General features: G+C 43.0%; 17 protein-coding genes. 16 read left to right on the plus strand and 1 reads right to left on the minus strand.

All coding sequences use genetic code 11. The features are described from left to right. Positions 1–48 precede the first annotated feature (48 nt). The 5 genes from MK403_RS08275 to MK403_RS08295 all read left to right on the plus strand — a co-directional run bounded on the left by MK403_RS08275 (position 49) and on the right by MK403_RS08295 (position 4,317). Positions 49–1,329, plus strand: a complete 1,281-nt coding sequence (locus MK403_RS08275) for an MATE family efflux transporter (protein WP_268709571.1) — start codon at positions 49–51, stop codon at positions 1,327–1,329. Between the two features lie 3 nt (positions 1,330–1,332). After that, complete coding sequence (locus MK403_RS08280; protein ID WP_268709572.1) at positions 1,333–1,956, plus strand: HAD family hydrolase; 624 nt, start codon at positions 1,333–1,335, stop codon at positions 1,954–1,956. 162 nt (positions 1,957–2,118) lie between these two features. Beyond that, positions 2,119–3,321: a LysM peptidoglycan-binding domain-containing protein gene (locus tag MK403_RS08285; protein ID WP_223327330.1), complete on the plus strand. Its 1,203-nt coding sequence runs from the start codon at positions 2,119–2,121 to the stop codon at positions 3,319–3,321. A gap of 197 nt (positions 3,322–3,518) precedes the next feature. Continuing rightward, a complete protein-coding gene (locus tag MK403_RS08290; protein ID WP_061419412.1) occupies positions 3,519–3,944 on the plus strand; it encodes a MarR family winged helix-turn-helix transcriptional regulator in 426 nt (141 codons plus the stop codon). Between the two features lie 10 nt (positions 3,945–3,954). Further along, positions 3,955–4,317: a DUF1304 domain-containing protein gene (locus tag MK403_RS08295; RefSeq protein ID WP_084945417.1), complete on the plus strand. Its 363-nt coding sequence runs from the start codon at positions 3,955–3,957 to the stop codon at positions 4,315–4,317. Positions 4,318–4,357: 40 nt separating this feature from the next. On the opposite strand, the gene MK403_RS08300 is transcribed toward MK403_RS08295, so the two are convergent. After that, positions 4,358–5,215 carry a DUF975 family protein gene (locus tag MK403_RS08300; RefSeq protein WP_223327331.1) on the minus strand — a complete coding sequence of 286 codons (858 nt, stop codon included), beginning with the start codon at positions 5,213–5,215 and terminating at the stop codon, positions 4,358–4,360. Positions 5,216–5,331: 116 nt separating this feature from the next. Between MK403_RS08300 and tgt the strand changes: the two genes are divergently transcribed. The 11 genes from tgt (at position 5,332) to comGG (ending at position 13,974) form a co-directional block, all read left to right on the plus strand. Then, complete coding sequence (gene tgt, locus MK403_RS08305) at positions 5,332–6,474, plus strand: tRNA guanosine(34) transglycosylase Tgt (RefSeq protein WP_001285249.1); 1,143 nt, start codon at positions 5,332–5,334, stop codon at positions 6,472–6,474. Between the two features lie 99 nt (positions 6,475–6,573). After that, entirely contained in the window at positions 6,574–8,391 is a 1,818-nt protein-coding gene (locus MK403_RS08310) for an acyltransferase family protein (RefSeq protein ID WP_268709573.1), read from the plus strand. Between the two features lie 140 nt (positions 8,392–8,531). Next, positions 8,532–9,683, plus strand: coding sequence for an N-acetylglucosamine-6-phosphate deacetylase (gene nagA, locus MK403_RS08315; protein ID WP_268709574.1), 1,152 nt, complete (start codon positions 8,532–8,534; stop codon positions 9,681–9,683). 148 nt (positions 9,684–9,831) lie between these two features. Beyond that, the gene (locus MK403_RS08320) at positions 9,832–10,197 is read left to right on the plus strand and encodes a DUF1033 family protein (protein ID WP_125849376.1); all 366 of its coding nucleotides are present in this window, start codon (positions 9,832–9,834) and stop codon (positions 10,195–10,197) included. A 69-nt stretch (positions 10,198–10,266) separates the two neighbouring features. Then, positions 10,267–11,208, plus strand: coding sequence for a competence type IV pilus ATPase ComGA (gene comGA, locus MK403_RS08325; protein WP_268709575.1), 942 nt, complete (start codon positions 10,267–10,269; stop codon positions 11,206–11,208). Next, positions 11,156–12,172 (plus strand): competence type IV pilus assembly protein ComGB, encoded by a 1,017-nt coding sequence (gene comGB, locus MK403_RS08330; RefSeq protein WP_268709591.1) that lies wholly within the window; start codon positions 11,156–11,158, stop codon positions 12,170–12,172. The genes comGA and comGB overlap by 53 nt, the downstream gene beginning before the upstream one ends. Position 12,173: 1 nt before the next feature. Then, a complete protein-coding gene (comGC, locus tag MK403_RS08335; protein WP_000735799.1) occupies positions 12,174–12,497 on the plus strand; it encodes a competence type IV pilus major pilin ComGC in 324 nt (107 codons plus the stop codon). Beyond that, positions 12,460–12,894 (plus strand): competence type IV pilus minor pilin ComGD, encoded by a 435-nt coding sequence (comGD, locus tag MK403_RS08340; protein ID WP_268709576.1) that lies wholly within the window; start codon positions 12,460–12,462, stop codon positions 12,892–12,894. The genes comGC and comGD overlap by 38 nt, the downstream gene beginning before the upstream one ends. After that, the gene (gene comGE, locus MK403_RS08345; protein WP_268709577.1) at positions 12,857–13,159 is read left to right on the plus strand and encodes a competence type IV pilus minor pilin ComGE; all 303 of its coding nucleotides are present in this window, start codon (positions 12,857–12,859) and stop codon (positions 13,157–13,159) included. The genes comGD and comGE overlap by 38 nt, the downstream gene beginning before the upstream one ends. Continuing rightward, positions 13,122–13,583: a competence type IV pilus minor pilin ComGF gene (comGF, locus tag MK403_RS08350; protein WP_268709578.1), complete on the plus strand. Its 462-nt coding sequence runs from the start codon at positions 13,122–13,124 to the stop codon at positions 13,581–13,583. The genes comGE and comGF overlap by 38 nt, the downstream gene beginning before the upstream one ends. After that, positions 13,561–13,974 (plus strand): competence type IV pilus minor pilin ComGG, encoded by a 414-nt coding sequence (gene comGG / locus MK403_RS08355; RefSeq protein WP_268709579.1) that lies wholly within the window; start codon positions 13,561–13,563, stop codon positions 13,972–13,974. The genes comGF and comGG overlap by 23 nt, the downstream gene beginning before the upstream one ends. Positions 13,975–13,990 lie beyond the last annotated feature (16 nt).

Genomic DNA, 13,990 nt, shown 5'->3' on the forward strand with positions numbered 1-13,990 from the left:
AAACTCGGTTGGGAAACCAACTGAGTTTCTTTTCATCAGGAGGAAGGATTGTTTAAGAAAAATAAAGACATTCTTAATATTGCATTGCCAGCTATGGGTGAAAACTTTTTGCAAATGCTCATGGGAATGGTGGACAGTTACTTGGTCGCTCACTTGGGCTTAATCGCTATTTCAGGTGTTTCAGTGGCTGGCAATATTATCACGATTTATCAGGCGATTTTCATCGCTCTGGGAGCTGCTATTTCCAGTGTTATTTCAAAAAGTATGGGGCAGAAAGACCAGTCCAAGCTAGCTTATCATGTGACTGAAGCGCTGAAGATTACCTTGCTACTGAGTTTGCTTTTAGGGGCCTTGTCTATCTTTGCTGGGCAAGAAATGATTGGACTTTTGGGAACTGAGCAGGCTGTGGCCGAGAGTGGTGGACTCTACCTATCTTTGGTAGGCGGATCGATTGTTCTCTTGGGCTTGATGACCAGTCTAGGCGCCTTGATTCGTGCAACGCATAATCCGCGTCTCCCCCTCTATGTGAGTCTGTTATCCAATGCCTTGAATATTCTTTTTTCAAGCCTAGCTATTTTTATTCTTGATATGGGCATAGCGGGTGTTGCTTGGGGGACTATCTTGTCTCGCTTAGTCGGTCTTGTGATTTTGTGGTCGCAATTAAAGTTGCCTTTTGAGAAACCGACTGTTGGTTTAGATAAGGAACTATTGACCTTGGCTTTACCAGCAGCAGGCGAACGTCTCATGATGCGGGCCGGAGATGTAGTGATCATTGCCTTAGTTGTGTCTTTTGGGACGGAGGCTGTAGCGGGAAATGCAGTCGGAGAAGTCTTGACCCAGTTTAACTATATGCCTGCCTTTGGCGTCGCTACGGCGACGGTCATGCAGGTAGCTCGAGCAGTTGGAGAGGATAACTGGGAAAGAGTAGATGATTTGAGCAAGCAAACCTTTTGGCTTTCTCTGCTTCTCATGTTGCCCTTAACTCTCAGTATCTATGCCTTGGGGACACCACTGACCCATCTCTATACGACCGATCCTGTAGCGGTCGAAGCTAGTGTTTTGGTGGCATTTTTCTCTCTACTAGGAACTCCTATGGCGACAGGGACAGTTATTTATACGGCGGTTTGGCAGGGTTTGGGGAATGCTCGCCTCCCCTTTTATGCGATAAGTATTGGGATGTGGTGTATCCGTATCGGGACAGCCTATCTGATGGGCATTGTTCTTGGTTGGGGCTTGCCTGGTATTTGGGCAGGAACCCTTTTGGATAATGGTTTTCGCTGGTTATTTCTACGTTACCGTTACCAGCGTTATATGATGGTGAAAGGATAGGAAATGCAAAAAACAGCTTTTATTTGGGATTTAGACGGGACTTTATTGGACTCTTACGAAGCGATTTTATCAGGGATTGAGGAGACTTTTGGTCAGTTTGCTATTCCTTATGATAAGGAGAAAGTGAGAGACTTTATCCTCAAGTATTCTGTGCAGGATTTGCTGGAGCAGGTGGCAGAAGAGAGAGATCTGGATGCGGAAGTGCTCAATCAGGTGCGTGCCCAGAGCCTGTCTGAGAAGAATGCTCAGGTAGTTTTGATGCCAGGCGCGCGTGAAGTGCTAGCTTGGGTAGATGAGGTAGGAATTCAGCAGTTTGTCTATACTCATAAGGGGGACAATGCTTTTACTATCCTAAGAGACTTGGGGTTGGAGTCCTATTTCACAGAGATTCTAACCAGTCAGAGTGGTTTTGCACGCAAGCCCAGTCCAGAAGCGACTAACTATCTGCTAGACAAGTATGAGTTGGATCCTAGGGCTACCTATTATATAGGGGACCGGACTTTAGATGTGGAATTTGCCCAGAATAGTGGTCTTCAAAGCATCAACTTTTTAGAGTCTTCTTATGAAGGGAATCACAGGATTCAAGCACTGGCAGATATTCCCCGCATTTTTGGTGCTGAGCAATAAAAAAATTGTGTCAGTCGCGTGACAGAAAGCTAACAAACTATTTCAAGTAATCGAGTTTGTTACAAGGAATAGACAGTTCTATTAAATAGGCCCGAGAGGGCTTTTTTTCAGCTTTTTTTGTGTTATGATAGACAGGTACTCATTTGAAAGGAATATGAACGAATGAAGAAAAGAATTATTTTAGCCTCAACAGTAGCCTTGTCTTTTGCGCCAGCATTGGCAACTCAAGCGGAAGAAATTGCATGGACAGCACGTACTGTTGAGCAAATCCAAAATGACGTGACGAAAAACGAGAACAAAAACAGCTATACAGTTCAGTATGGTGATACCTTGAGCACGATTGCAGAAGCTTTGGGAGTAGATGTGACCGTTCTTGCTAATTTGAACAAAATCACCAATATGGACTTGATCTTCCCAGATACTGTCCTCACTACAACTGTCAATGAGGCAGAAGAGGTGACGGAAGTTGAAATCCAAACACCTCAAGCAGACGCTAGTGAAGAGGTGACGACTGCGACAGCTGATTTGACGACCAACCAAGTAACAGTCGATGAACAAACAGTTCAAGTAGAAGACCTTTCTCAACCAATTGAGGAAGCTCCAACTGCAACAGAGACTGAAAAACCAGCAGAAGTAGCGCCAAGTTCAGAAGTTTCTGAGACAGCGACAGTTGCTGAAGAGACACCATCTACAGAAACACCTGTAGCTGAAGAAACAGCTGAAACGACTTCAGCGGAAGCACCAGTAGCAGCAATAACTCGCCCAGTTGAAGAAGAAGCTCCACAAGTGGCGACTCCAGTTGCCGAAGAAACGGCAGCAACAACTCCAGCAGCAGCCGCGCCAGCAACTGAAACACCTGCTGATACAACAGGAACAAGTGCAGCAGAAGAAACAGCAACATCAAAAGCAACTTCTGACACTGCAACTTCAACTTATCAAGCAGAGCAAAGCCAAACTCCTTCAAGAACGTATTCGGCTCCAGCGGCTCCTGACTATGCAGGACTTGCTGTAGCTAAGTCTGAGAATGCTGGTCTTCAACCACAAACGGCAGCCTTTAAGGAAGAAATCGCCAACTTGTTTGGCATCACATCCTTTAGTGGTTACCGTCCTGGAGACAGTGGCGACCATGGTAAAGGTTTGGCCATCGACTTCATGGTTCCAGTGAGTTCAGCACTCGGGGATCAAATTGCAGAATATGCAGTCCAAAATATGGCTAGCCGTGGTATCAACTACATCATCTGGAAACAACGTTTCTACGCTCCATATGATAGTAAATATGGACCAGCCTACACGTGGAATCCAATGCCGGATCGTGGTAGCGTAACCGAAAACCACTATGACCACATTCACGTATCAATGAATTAATCATTAAAATGGAAGTTGGGAACTGATTGAGTTCCCGCTTCTTTTTTGTGTGTCATTCCTTCAGGGTAAAAGGGATAAATATGAGGAAGTGAGTAATATTTCAAGAGAATATAAGCATATTACTTGATTTATTTTTTGGATTGCATTATACTTGATAAGTCAATTATTGATAAATCAATGTTAAAGGAGAACGGTTTATGGTAGCAATCCATGATTTACTGTATCAGTTACGATTAGTAGATCAGTCTATGACACAATTATTCGAACGCCAATTGGGGATTAGTCTCACTCGTTATCAAATCTTATGTTTCTTAATCGATCAGTCTCCGTGTAATCAAATAGCAGTTCAGGATAGATTGAAGATTGATCAGGCTGCCTTGACAAGGCACTTTAAAATTTTGGAAAAGGAAGGTTTGGTTAATCGACGTCGGAATCCTGAAAACCAGAGGGAGGTTTTGGTGGAAGTGACAGACTTTGCGAGAGAACAACTAATAACCAACTCTCCCCAACACCATATAAACGTAAAGAGTCAGATGGAGAGTGTACTTACAAAAGGAGAGCGAGAAGAGTTCAGTCGCTTGTTAGAAAAGTTGATATCTGGCTTAGAAGAGATAGAAATTTAAGGAGAAGAATATGTCTATTTTTACAATTATTTTAGCAACTATCGTTGCCTTGGAGCATTTTTACATTTTTTATTTGGAAAGTGTGGCTACGCAATCAGACACTACTAGTCGCGTCTTTAATGTGGATAAGGAAGAACTGGCTCGTCTTTCGGTGAGTTCACTGTTTAAAAATCAAGGGATTTATAATGCTTTGATAGGGGCCTTTCTCTTGTACGGGATTTATTTCTCACAAAGTTTGGAAATTGTGAGCATCTTTGTTTTATTTGTGCTTGGTGCAGCGACCTACGGTTCTCTGACAGCAGACAAGAAGATTATTCTGAAGCAAGGTGGGCCTGCTATTTTGACTCTGCTGAGTATGTTGCTTTTGAAATAAGAAAACCAGCGTCCTGAAAGATGCTGGTTTTTGTATGCTCTTATCCATTTCGACGTTTACGGGCTAGTAGGGCTCTGTAAAAGAAGATGTGATTGTTTTGGATATAGGGAAGGATTGAAAAACTAGCAATTCCAAAAGTAATCCAGTTGAGGAAGTACCAAGGGAGTAGTTGTAGGTCGAGGACAAAGCGCTGGAATTTGTAACCCTTCATCAAGAAACGGCTGGTTTTCAGGATTTGCCTTGGTTTAGCCTGTCCTAAATCCAGAGTGTCGCAGAGGAGGAATTCTACCTGCGAGTAGGCGTAATGTTGCGGAACGTAGAGGATGTTCCCTACAATCATCAAGATGAGACTCGCGAAAAAGTAGAGCCCAAAGGTCAGAAGGAACTGCTCTGTTTCAACGGATGAGAGGTCTAATTTTGGAAATTCAGGATGTAGGGCGACAAATCTCCGAGCCAAGAGATTGCTATAAAAGAGAAAATAAACGCCTACTAAGTTTGGAATGCTCCATAAAAAGAGGTAGAAACGTTTGAGGAGCAGGGTCAGGAAGGTTTGCGAGAAGCGCTCTTCAGCAAAGAGGGTCAGGCTTGATTTTACTGAGAGTTTCGTATCAGGCTCCTTGAGGAGTCGGAGTGTTGCAAAGGCAGCACCTACTAGAAAAATCGTGCTCATAAAAGAAACCACTAGTGGGAAGAGATAGGCTTGGAGCACTTGCGCCAGCATGCTGAAAAAGGATTGCTCTAAAACACTTTCTTGGAGACGAGCCAAGGGGTTGAGAAAGCCTGATAAGATGACCAGTATGCTAGGTAAGAGATAGACGAGAAAGAGGCGGGGGTTTTCAGCCTGAAACTGCCTAGTCTGCAGACGAATGGTTTTTAAATCAATTTTTTGGTATTTCATTCTTTCATTATACCATAGTTCGTGACAGTTCCTAGTTTTTTTGATAAAATCATACAGTATGCCTTTGGGCACAAAGTATGAACTGGGACTGTCTTTCCCAGCTTCGGAGGTAGAAAATGTCAGATTCACCAATCAAATACCGTTTGATTAAGAAAGAAAAACACACGGGAGCTCGTCTAGGAGAAATCATCACCCCGCATGGCACCTTCCCTACACCTATGTTTATGCCAGTTGGGACCCAAGCTACTGTTAAAACCCAGTCGCCTGAAGAATTGAAGGAGATGGGATCAGGGATTATCCTCTCTAATACCTATCATCTGTGGCTTCGTCCAGGAGATGAACTCATCGCACGCGCAGGCGGTCTCCACAAGTTCATGAACTGGGACCAGCCTATTTTGACAGATAGTGGTGGTTTTCAGGTTTATTCCCTAGCAGATAGCCGAAATATCACCGAAGAAGGGGTAACCTTTAAAAACCATCTCAATGGTTCCAAGATGTTCCTATCGCCAGAAAAGGCTATTTCTATTCAGAACAATCTGGGCTCAGACATCATGATGTCTTTTGATGAATGTCCTCAGTTTTACCAACCTTACGATTACGTTAAGAAATCAATCGAGCGTACTAGCCGTTGGGCGGAGCGTGGTTTGAAGGCTCACCGTCGCCCACAGGATCAAGGTTTGTTTGGGATTGTACAGGGGGCAGGATTTGAAGACCTTCGCCGTCAGTCAGCTCACGACCTTGTCAGCATGGATTTCCCAGGTTACTCTATCGGTGGTTTGGCAGTGGGAGAAACGCACGAAGAGATGAATGCTGTCTTGGACTTCACAACCCAACTTCTTCCTGAAAACAAACCTCGCTATTTGATGGGTGTGGGAGCGCCAGATAGCTTGATTGATGGAGTTATTCGTGGTGTGGATATGTTTGACTGTGTCTTACCGACTCGTATTGCTCGTAACGGAACTTGTATGACCAGCCAAGGTCGTTTGGTTGTCAAGAATGCTCAGTTTGCTGAGGATTTTACGCCACTGGATCCTGAGTGTGATTGCTATACATGTAAGAACTATACACGCGCTTACCTTCGCCACCTGCTCAAGGCTGACGAAACCTTCGGTATCCGCTTGACTAGCTACCACAATCTCTACTTCTTGCTCAACCTGATGAAGCAGGTCCGTCAAGCCATCATGGATGACAATCTCTTGGAATTCCGTGAGTATTTTGTGGAAAAATATGGCTACAACAAGTCAGGACGCAATTTTTAAAGTGTAAAATTAGAATGCCAAAATCCTACGTTTTCTCGTAGGATTTTTCTTCTTTTTTTGATAGAATAAAGTGTATAACGAAAGGGAGAATAGACTCGTATGCGTATTAAATGGTTTTCCTTGATTAGGATTACAGGTTTACTTCTGGTGCTTCTGTACCACTTCTTTCAGACCATCTTTCCTGGAGGATTTTTCGGGGTAGATGTCTTTTTCACATTTTCGGGATTCTTGATTACCTCCCTCCTTTTAGAAGAGTTTGGAAAGAAAAGCCAGATTGATTTGCTGGGCTTTTTTAAGAGACGGTTTTACCGCATCGTGCCACCTGTGGTGCTGATGGTTTTGGTGACCATGCCTTTTACTTTCTTGATTCGTCAAGACTATGTTGCTGGAATTGGTGGCCAGATAGCTGGAGTTCTTGGTTTTATGACCAACTTCTATGAGATGTTAACAGGGGGAAGTTACGAATCCCAGTTCATTCCGCATCTCTTTGTTCACAACTGGAGTCTAGCTGTTGAGGTTCACTACTATATCCTTTGGGGCTTAGCGGTTTGGTTCTTATCCAAACGCTCAAAATCTAGCAGCCAATTGAGAGGGATGGTCTTTCTCCTTTCTGCGGGAGCTTTCATCATTAGCTTTTTCTCCATGTTTATTGGTAGTCTAATGGCTAGTTCCTATTCATCTGTCTACTTTTCAAGTTTAACCCATGTCTATCCCTTCTTTTTAGGAAGCATTTTGGCGACGGTTGTGGGTGTTCGTCAGACGAGCGATTTAGTCAAGCAGTTTGATCGGACGTGGGATCTTCGCCAGAATCTACTGGTGTTCGCTGCAGGTCTCTTGGTATTGTTGCTCCTGACTTTCTTTGTCAAGTTCACCTACTTATTCGCTTATTTATTTGGTTTCGTACTGGCAAGTTTAGCGGCAGTGACCATGATTTTTGCTGCGCGTGTCTTGCATGAGAAAACGCCTGAGATACAAGAACCTCGGATCATTACATTTTTAGCGGATACCAGCTACGCGGTTTATCTTTTCCACTGGCCTTTTTATATTATCTTTTCTCAGCTGATGAGTAATCTGCCTGCTGTTATTCTAACAATCATCTTTTCTTATTTCTTTGCTATCCTATCCTTCTATATTATTGAGCCACTGATTGCCGGTAAATCCAATCCTTTAATACGGAAGATTAGTCGATTACCTCATATTAAACCAATTAGTGCTGCTGGTGCTGGCATTCTTACCTTGATTACCTTGATTATCATAGCTGTGGCTCCTCAAGTTGGAGCTTTTGAAACAGACTTGATGGTGAATGGTTTTAAACAAGCCCAGACCAATATAGGACAAACAAAGACTCTTGCTGAGCAAGCAGAGGCTAGCCGACTTGGAATTTCTGAGGGAACGAGTCTGATTGGAGATTCGGTAGCCTTGCGTGCTAATACAGCCTTACAAGAGGCCCTTCCTGAAGCAAATATCAACGCTCAAGTTAGTCGGACAACCAAGCAAGCCAATGACATCATGCTCAATAACAGCCAGAACAAGGTACTTCTAAAAACAGTTGTCATTGCAACGGGTGTAAACGGACCAGAGAATTATAAAGATGACTTAGATACGATAGTTAAAAATCTTCCCAAAGGCCACCATCTGATTCTTGTAACTCCTTATGAAGGTGACAAGAGCAAGGAGACTTACAAATCAGTTGAGCAGTATGCGACTTATGCGAGAGAATTAGCAGAAAAGACTCCTTACGTGAGCATCGCAGACTGGAATAAGGTTGCTAAGGAACACCCTGAAATCTGGGCTGGAACCGACCAAGTCCACTTTGGAACTGATAGCAACATGATTGAAGAAGGTGCTAAACTTTACACAGAGACGATTGCAGTTGCTGTTAAGGCTGCTCAAGAATTGCCTGTGAAATCAAAATAAGATCAAAGAGTTGGAGAAATCCAGCTCTTTTAAAATATCCACGAAAAATAGGTCTATACCATTTACAAATGAAAAAGAAAGGTTTATAATGTAATTGACATAATAAATTCTAGAATCAATCTATCAAGGAGGTTATCATTATGCCTAACTATATTAAAGCGGATCAGTTTTTCTACCCACACGGAGTTCGTCGTGGCGGTTACTTGGAACTTGTGGATGGCAAGTTTGGCAAACATGTAGAACAGATTCCTGAAGGAGCTGAGGTGATTGACTATACAGGTTATAGCATTGCCCCAGGACTTGTGGATACCCATATTCATGGATTTGGTGGTGTCGATGTCATGGATAATAACATCGAAGGAACCCTTCATACTATGAGTGAAGGATTGCTTAGCACGGGTGTTACTAGCTTCTTGCCAACGACGTTGACTTCCTCTTACGAGCAGTTGCTTGCGGTAACTGAAAATATCGGTGCTCGTTATCAGGAAGCAAGTGGAGCCAAGATTCGTGGGATCTATTTTGAAGGGCCATATTTCACAGAGAAATACAAGGGGGCTCAAAACCCTGCCTATATGAAGGACCCTCGTATGGATGAGTTTCGTGCTTGGCAAAAAGCAGCCAAAGGCTTGCTCAATAAAATTGCCCTTGCACCAGAACGTGAAGGTGTAGAAGACTTTGTTCGTACGATTACGGGCGAAGGTGTGACCGTTGCTCTTGGACACTCAAATGCGACATTTGATGAAGCTAAAAAAGCAGTCGATGCTGGAGCGAGTGTTTGGGTACATGCTTACAATGGAATGCGTGGGTTGACTCACCGTGAGCTCGGTATGGTGGGAGCCATGTATGAATTGCCACATACTTACGCAGAATTGATTTGTGACGGTCACCACGTAGATCCAAAGGCCTGTGATATTTTGCTCAAACAAAAAGGAACTGAAAATATTGCTCTTATCACAGACTGTATGACAGCAGGTGGATTGGAAGACGGCGACTACATGTTGGGAGAATTCCCGGTAGTCGTTGCAAATGGAACTGCTCGCCTCAAATCTACAGGCAATTTGGCAGGTTCTATCCTCAAACTCAAAGATGGTTTGAAGAATGTGGTCGAATGGGGCATTGCGAATCCGCATGAAGCAGTCATGATGGCCAGCCTCAACCCAGCAAAATCCGTTCACATCGATGATGTCTGTGGTCAAATCCGTGAAGGTTATGACGCTGACTTTATCGTACTAGATAAAGATTTGGAATTGGTAGCAACCTACCTAGATGGTGTGAAACGTTATCAAGCATAGTAAAAAGCAGAGGCTGTGATGACTCAGCCTTTGCTTTTCTATTTAGAGGTATCTTCAGAAAGCTAGAGGATTGTTCTATAATGAAGCAAAATCCTTTCATTGTTCTAGAAAATTCGTTATAATATACGGTACAAAGGAAGTAGTGAAAATGTATCGTGTTATAGAAATGTATGGAGACTATGAACCGTGGTGGTTCATAGAAGGTTGGGAAAAAGATGTCATTATGAGTCGCTCTTTTAACAAGTACTATGATGCTCTAAAATATTATAAATTATGCTGGTTTGAGCTGGAAAAGAAGAATCCTCTTTATAAGAGTCGGAGTGATTTGATGACTATTTTTTGGGATCCTGCTGACCAACGCTGGTGTGATGAGTGCGATGAGTATTTGCAGCAGTACCATTCTTTGGCACTTTTACAGGATGAGCAAGTCATCCCCGATGAAAAGCTACGTCCAGGCTACGAAAAACAAACAGGTCAAGAAAAACACCGTTCTTGCCGCATGAAATGGAGATAAAAAAGTAACTTTTTAAGTTGCTTTTTATTTTTTCCAATTTTTTCGAATAGTATAGGTGAGGAGGTAAGTATGGTTCAAGAAATCGCACAAGAGATCATTCGTTCGGCTAGGAAGAAAGGTGCACAAGACATTTATTTTGTTCCTAAATTAGATGCGTATGAACTCCATATGAGAGTGGGAGACGAAAGATGTAAAATCGGTTGTTATGATTTCGAAAAATTTGCTGCTGTGATTAGTCATTTCAAGTTTGTGGCTGGGATGAATGTAGGAGAAAAGCGTCGCAGTCAGCTGGGTTCTTGTGATTATCAGTATGACGAAAAGGTTTCTTCACTGCGTTTGTCTACCGTGGGAGATTATCGGGGGCATGAGAGTTTGGTTATTCGTTTGTTGCACGATGAGGAGCAGGACCTGCATTTCTGGTTTCAGGATATTGGAGAACTGGGCAAGCAATACAGACAAAGGGGTCTCTATCTATTTGCAGGTCCAGTCGGAAGTGGCAAGACGACGCTGATGCACGAATTAGCCAAGTCTCTGTTTAAGGGACAGCAAGTAATGTCCATCGAAGACCCTGTCGAGATCAAGCAGGAAGAGATGTTGCAGTTGCAGTTGAATGAGACGATTGGACTGACCTATGAAAATCTGATTAAACTGTCTCTCCGTCATCGTCCGGACCTCTTGATTATCGGTGAAATTCGGGACAGTGAGACGGCGCGTGCGGTTGTCAGAGCCAGTTTGACAGGTGCGACAGTTTTTTCAACCATTCATGCCAAGAGTATCCGAGGTGTTTATGAACGCCTTCTGGAGTTGGGTGTGACGGAGGAGGAACTAGCAGTCGTTCTGCAAGGCGTCTGTTACCAGAGATTAATCGGGGGAGGAGGAATTGTTGACTTTGCAAACCAAGACTATCAAGAACATCAGCCAACCAGCTGGAATGCGCAGATTGACCAGCTTCTTAAAGATGGACATATCACAAGTCTTCAGGCTGAAACGGAAAAAATTAGCTACCGCTAAGCAGAAGAAAATCATCACCCTGTTTAACAACCTTTTTTCCAGTGGCTTTCATTTGGTGGAAATTATTTCTTTCTTGGGGAGAAGTGCCTTGCTGGAAAAGGACTATGTGGCCCAGATGCACCAAGGCTTGTCTCAAGGAAAATCCTTCTCAGAAATGATGGACAGCTTGGGTTTTTCAAGTGCTATTGTGACCCAGTTATCCCTAGCTGAAGTGCATGGGAATCTTCATCTGAGTTTGGGAAAGATAGAAGAATATCTGGATAATTTGGCCAAGGTCAAGAAAAAGTTAATCGAAGTGGCGACCTATCCTTTGATTTTGCTGGCATTTCTCCTGCTAATCATGCTGGGATTGAGAAACTATTTGCTACCTCAACTGGACAGTAGCAATATCGCTACCCAAATCATCGGCAATCTGCCACAAATATTTCTGGGACTAGTGTTAGTTTGCTCACTATCTTTACTTTTAACTCTCACTTTCTACAAAAGAAGTTCCAAGATGCGGGTCTTCTCGATGTTGGCACGGATTCCCTTTCTTGGAATCTTTGTCCAGATCTATCTGACAGCCTATTACGCGCGTGAATGGGGCAATATGATTTCACAGGGGATGGAGCTGACGCAGATTTTTCAGATCATGCAGGGACAGGGTTCCCAGCTCTTTAAAGAAATCGGTCAAGATCTGGCTCAAGCCCTGCAAAATGGCCGGGAATTTTCTCAAACCATAGCGACCTATCCTTTCTTTAAAAAGGAGTTGAGTCTCATCATCGAGTATGGAGAAGTCAAGTCCAAGCTGGGGAGTGAGTTGGAAATCTATGCAGAAAAAACTTGGGAAGCCTTTTTTACCCGAGTCAACCGCACCATGAACTTAGTACAGCCACTGGTTTTTATCTTTGTGGCCCTGATTATCATTTTACTTTATGCGGCAATGCTTATGCCCATGTATCAAAATATGGAGGTAAATTTTTAAAATGAAAAAACTCATGACAAATTTAAAAAAAGCCAAGGTTAAAGCTTTCACTTTGGTAGAAATGCTAGTCGTCCTTTTAATCATCAGCGTTCTTCTCTTGCTCTTTGTGCCCAATTTGACCAAGCAAAAGGATGCCGTAGATGATAAAGGAAAAGCTGCTGTTGTCAAGGTTGTGGAAAGCCAGGCAGAACTCTATCGTTTAGATAAAAATGATGATGCCAGCCTCAGCAAATTACAGGCGGATGGTCGCATCACAGCAGAGCAAGCCAAGGCTTATAAAGAATACCATGCAAAACAAAAAACAAGTCAAACTGTTGCGGATTAAGGCCTTTACCATGCTGGAAAGTCTCTTGGTTTTGGGACTTGTGAGTATCATTGCCTTGGGCTTGTCTGGTTCTGTCCAGTCCACTTTTGCGGCGGTAGAGGAGCAGATTTTCTTTATGGAGTTTGAAGAACTCTATCGCGAAACCCAAAAACGCAGTGTTGCGAGTCAGCAAAAGACCAGTCTGAACTTAGACGGACAGACAATTAGCAATGGCAGTCAAAAGTTGACCGTTCCTAAAGGAATTCAGGCACCATCTGGACAAACGATTCATTTTGACCGAGCTGGGGGCAATTCGTCTCTGGCTAAGGTTGAATTTCAGACTAACAAAGGAGCGATTCGCTATCAATTATATCTAGGAAATGGAAAAATTAAACGCACTAAGGAAACAAAAAATTAAGGCAGTAATCTTACTAGAAGCAGTAGTAGCTTTGGCTGTGTTTGCAAGTATTGCGACCCTTCTTTTGAGACAAATTCAGAAAAATAGACAAGAAGAGGCAGAAATCTTGCAAAAGGAAGAAGTCTTGCATGTAGCTAAGATGGCTCTGCAAACAGGTCAAAATCAAGTGAAGGTAAATGGAGTGGAGATCCAGGTGTTTGCTAGTGAAAAAGGAGTGGAGGTCTACCATGGTTCAGAGAAGTTGCTCGACCTTAAAGAGCAGTAAGGTTAAGGCGTTCACTCTTCTAGAATCTCTGATTGCCCTTATCGTCATTAGCGGAGGCTTGCTCCTCTTTCAAGCTATGAGTCAGCTCCTCATTTCAGAAATTCGTTACCAGCAGCAAAGAGAGCAAAAGGAGTGGCTCTTGTTTGTGGATCAACTGGAGGCAGAGTTAGAGCGTTCGCAGTTTGAAAAGGTGGAAGGCAATCGCATCTACATGAAACAGGATGGTAAGGATATCTCTATAGGTAGGTTCAAATCGGACGATTTTCGAAAAACCGATGCCAGTGGACGAGGCTACCAACCTATGGTTTATGGATTGAAATCAGCACAAATCACAGAGGAAAATCAACTGGTTCGCTTTCGTTTTCAATTTCAAAAAGGCTTAGAAAGGGAGTTCATCTATCGTGTGGAAAAATCAAAAAGTTAAGGCAGGCGTTCTCCTATATGCAGTCACCATGGCAGCCATTTTTAGCCTTTTGTTGCAGTTTTATTTGAACCGGCAAGTCGCCCATCACAAAGACTTTGCCTTAAATAAAGAAAAGTTGGTCGCTTTTGCCATGACCAAGCGAAGTAAAGATAAGGCTGAGCAAGAAAATGGGGAACGAGTCTTTAACCTAGGAAAAGTCACTTATCAAAATACGAAAACAGGTTTTGCAACAAGTGTTCGTATGAGTAAGAGCAACTATGAATTTCTCTTTCCTCCGATGAAAAATCAAGAAAAGAAAACAGCTAAAAAGGAAGAGGTAGCGACTGATTCAAGCAATCAAGCAGGGAAGAAAAAATCAGAAGAAAAGCCTGAAAAGAAAGACAAATCTTAGTCAATTCAACTTCTTT

The organism is Streptococcus oralis (genome assembly GCF_026782285.1).
GTDB lineage: Bacteria > Bacillota > Bacilli > Lactobacillales > Streptococcaceae > Streptococcus > Streptococcus oralis_CG.

Excerpts from the sequence above, each read along its gene's own strand:
- MK403_RS08280 (WP_268709572.1), top strand. The coding sequence starts at position 1,333 with ATGCAAAAAACAGCTTTTATTTGGGATTTAGACGGGACTTTATTGGAC.
- MK403_RS08285 (WP_223327330.1), top strand. The coding sequence starts at position 2,119 with ATGAAGAAAAGAATTATTTTAGCCTCAACAGTAGCCTTGTCTTTTGCG.
- MK403_RS08290 (WP_061419412.1), top strand. The coding sequence starts at position 3,519 with ATGGTAGCAATCCATGATTTACTGTATCAGTTACGATTAGTAGATCAG.
- MK403_RS08295 (WP_084945417.1), top strand. The coding sequence starts at position 3,955 with ATGTCTATTTTTACAATTATTTTAGCAACTATCGTTGCCTTGGAGCAT.
- MK403_RS08300 (WP_223327331.1), bottom strand. The coding sequence starts at position 5,215 with ATGAAATACCAAAAAATTGATTTAAAAACCATTCGTCTGCAGACTAGG.
- tgt (WP_001285249.1), top strand. The coding sequence starts at position 5,332 with ATGTCAGATTCACCAATCAAATACCGTTTGATTAAGAAAGAAAAACAC.
- MK403_RS08310 (WP_268709573.1), top strand. The coding sequence starts at position 6,574 with ATGCGTATTAAATGGTTTTCCTTGATTAGGATTACAGGTTTACTTCTG.
- nagA (WP_268709574.1), top strand. The coding sequence starts at position 8,532 with ATGCCTAACTATATTAAAGCGGATCAGTTTTTCTACCCACACGGAGTT.
- MK403_RS08320 (WP_125849376.1), top strand. The coding sequence starts at position 9,832 with ATGTATCGTGTTATAGAAATGTATGGAGACTATGAACCGTGGTGGTTC.
- comGA (WP_268709575.1), top strand. The coding sequence starts at position 10,267 with ATGGTTCAAGAAATCGCACAAGAGATCATTCGTTCGGCTAGGAAGAAA.
- comGB (WP_268709591.1), top strand. The coding sequence starts at position 11,156 with ATGGACATATCACAAGTCTTCAGGCTGAAACGGAAAAAATTAGCTACC.
- comGC (WP_000735799.1), top strand. The coding sequence starts at position 12,174 with ATGAAAAAACTCATGACAAATTTAAAAAAAGCCAAGGTTAAAGCTTTC.
- comGD (WP_268709576.1), top strand. The coding sequence starts at position 12,460 with ATGCAAAACAAAAAACAAGTCAAACTGTTGCGGATTAAGGCCTTTACC.
- comGE (WP_268709577.1), top strand. The coding sequence starts at position 12,857 with ATGGAAAAATTAAACGCACTAAGGAAACAAAAAATTAAGGCAGTAATC.
- comGF (WP_268709578.1), top strand. The coding sequence starts at position 13,122 with ATGGTTCAGAGAAGTTGCTCGACCTTAAAGAGCAGTAAGGTTAAGGCG.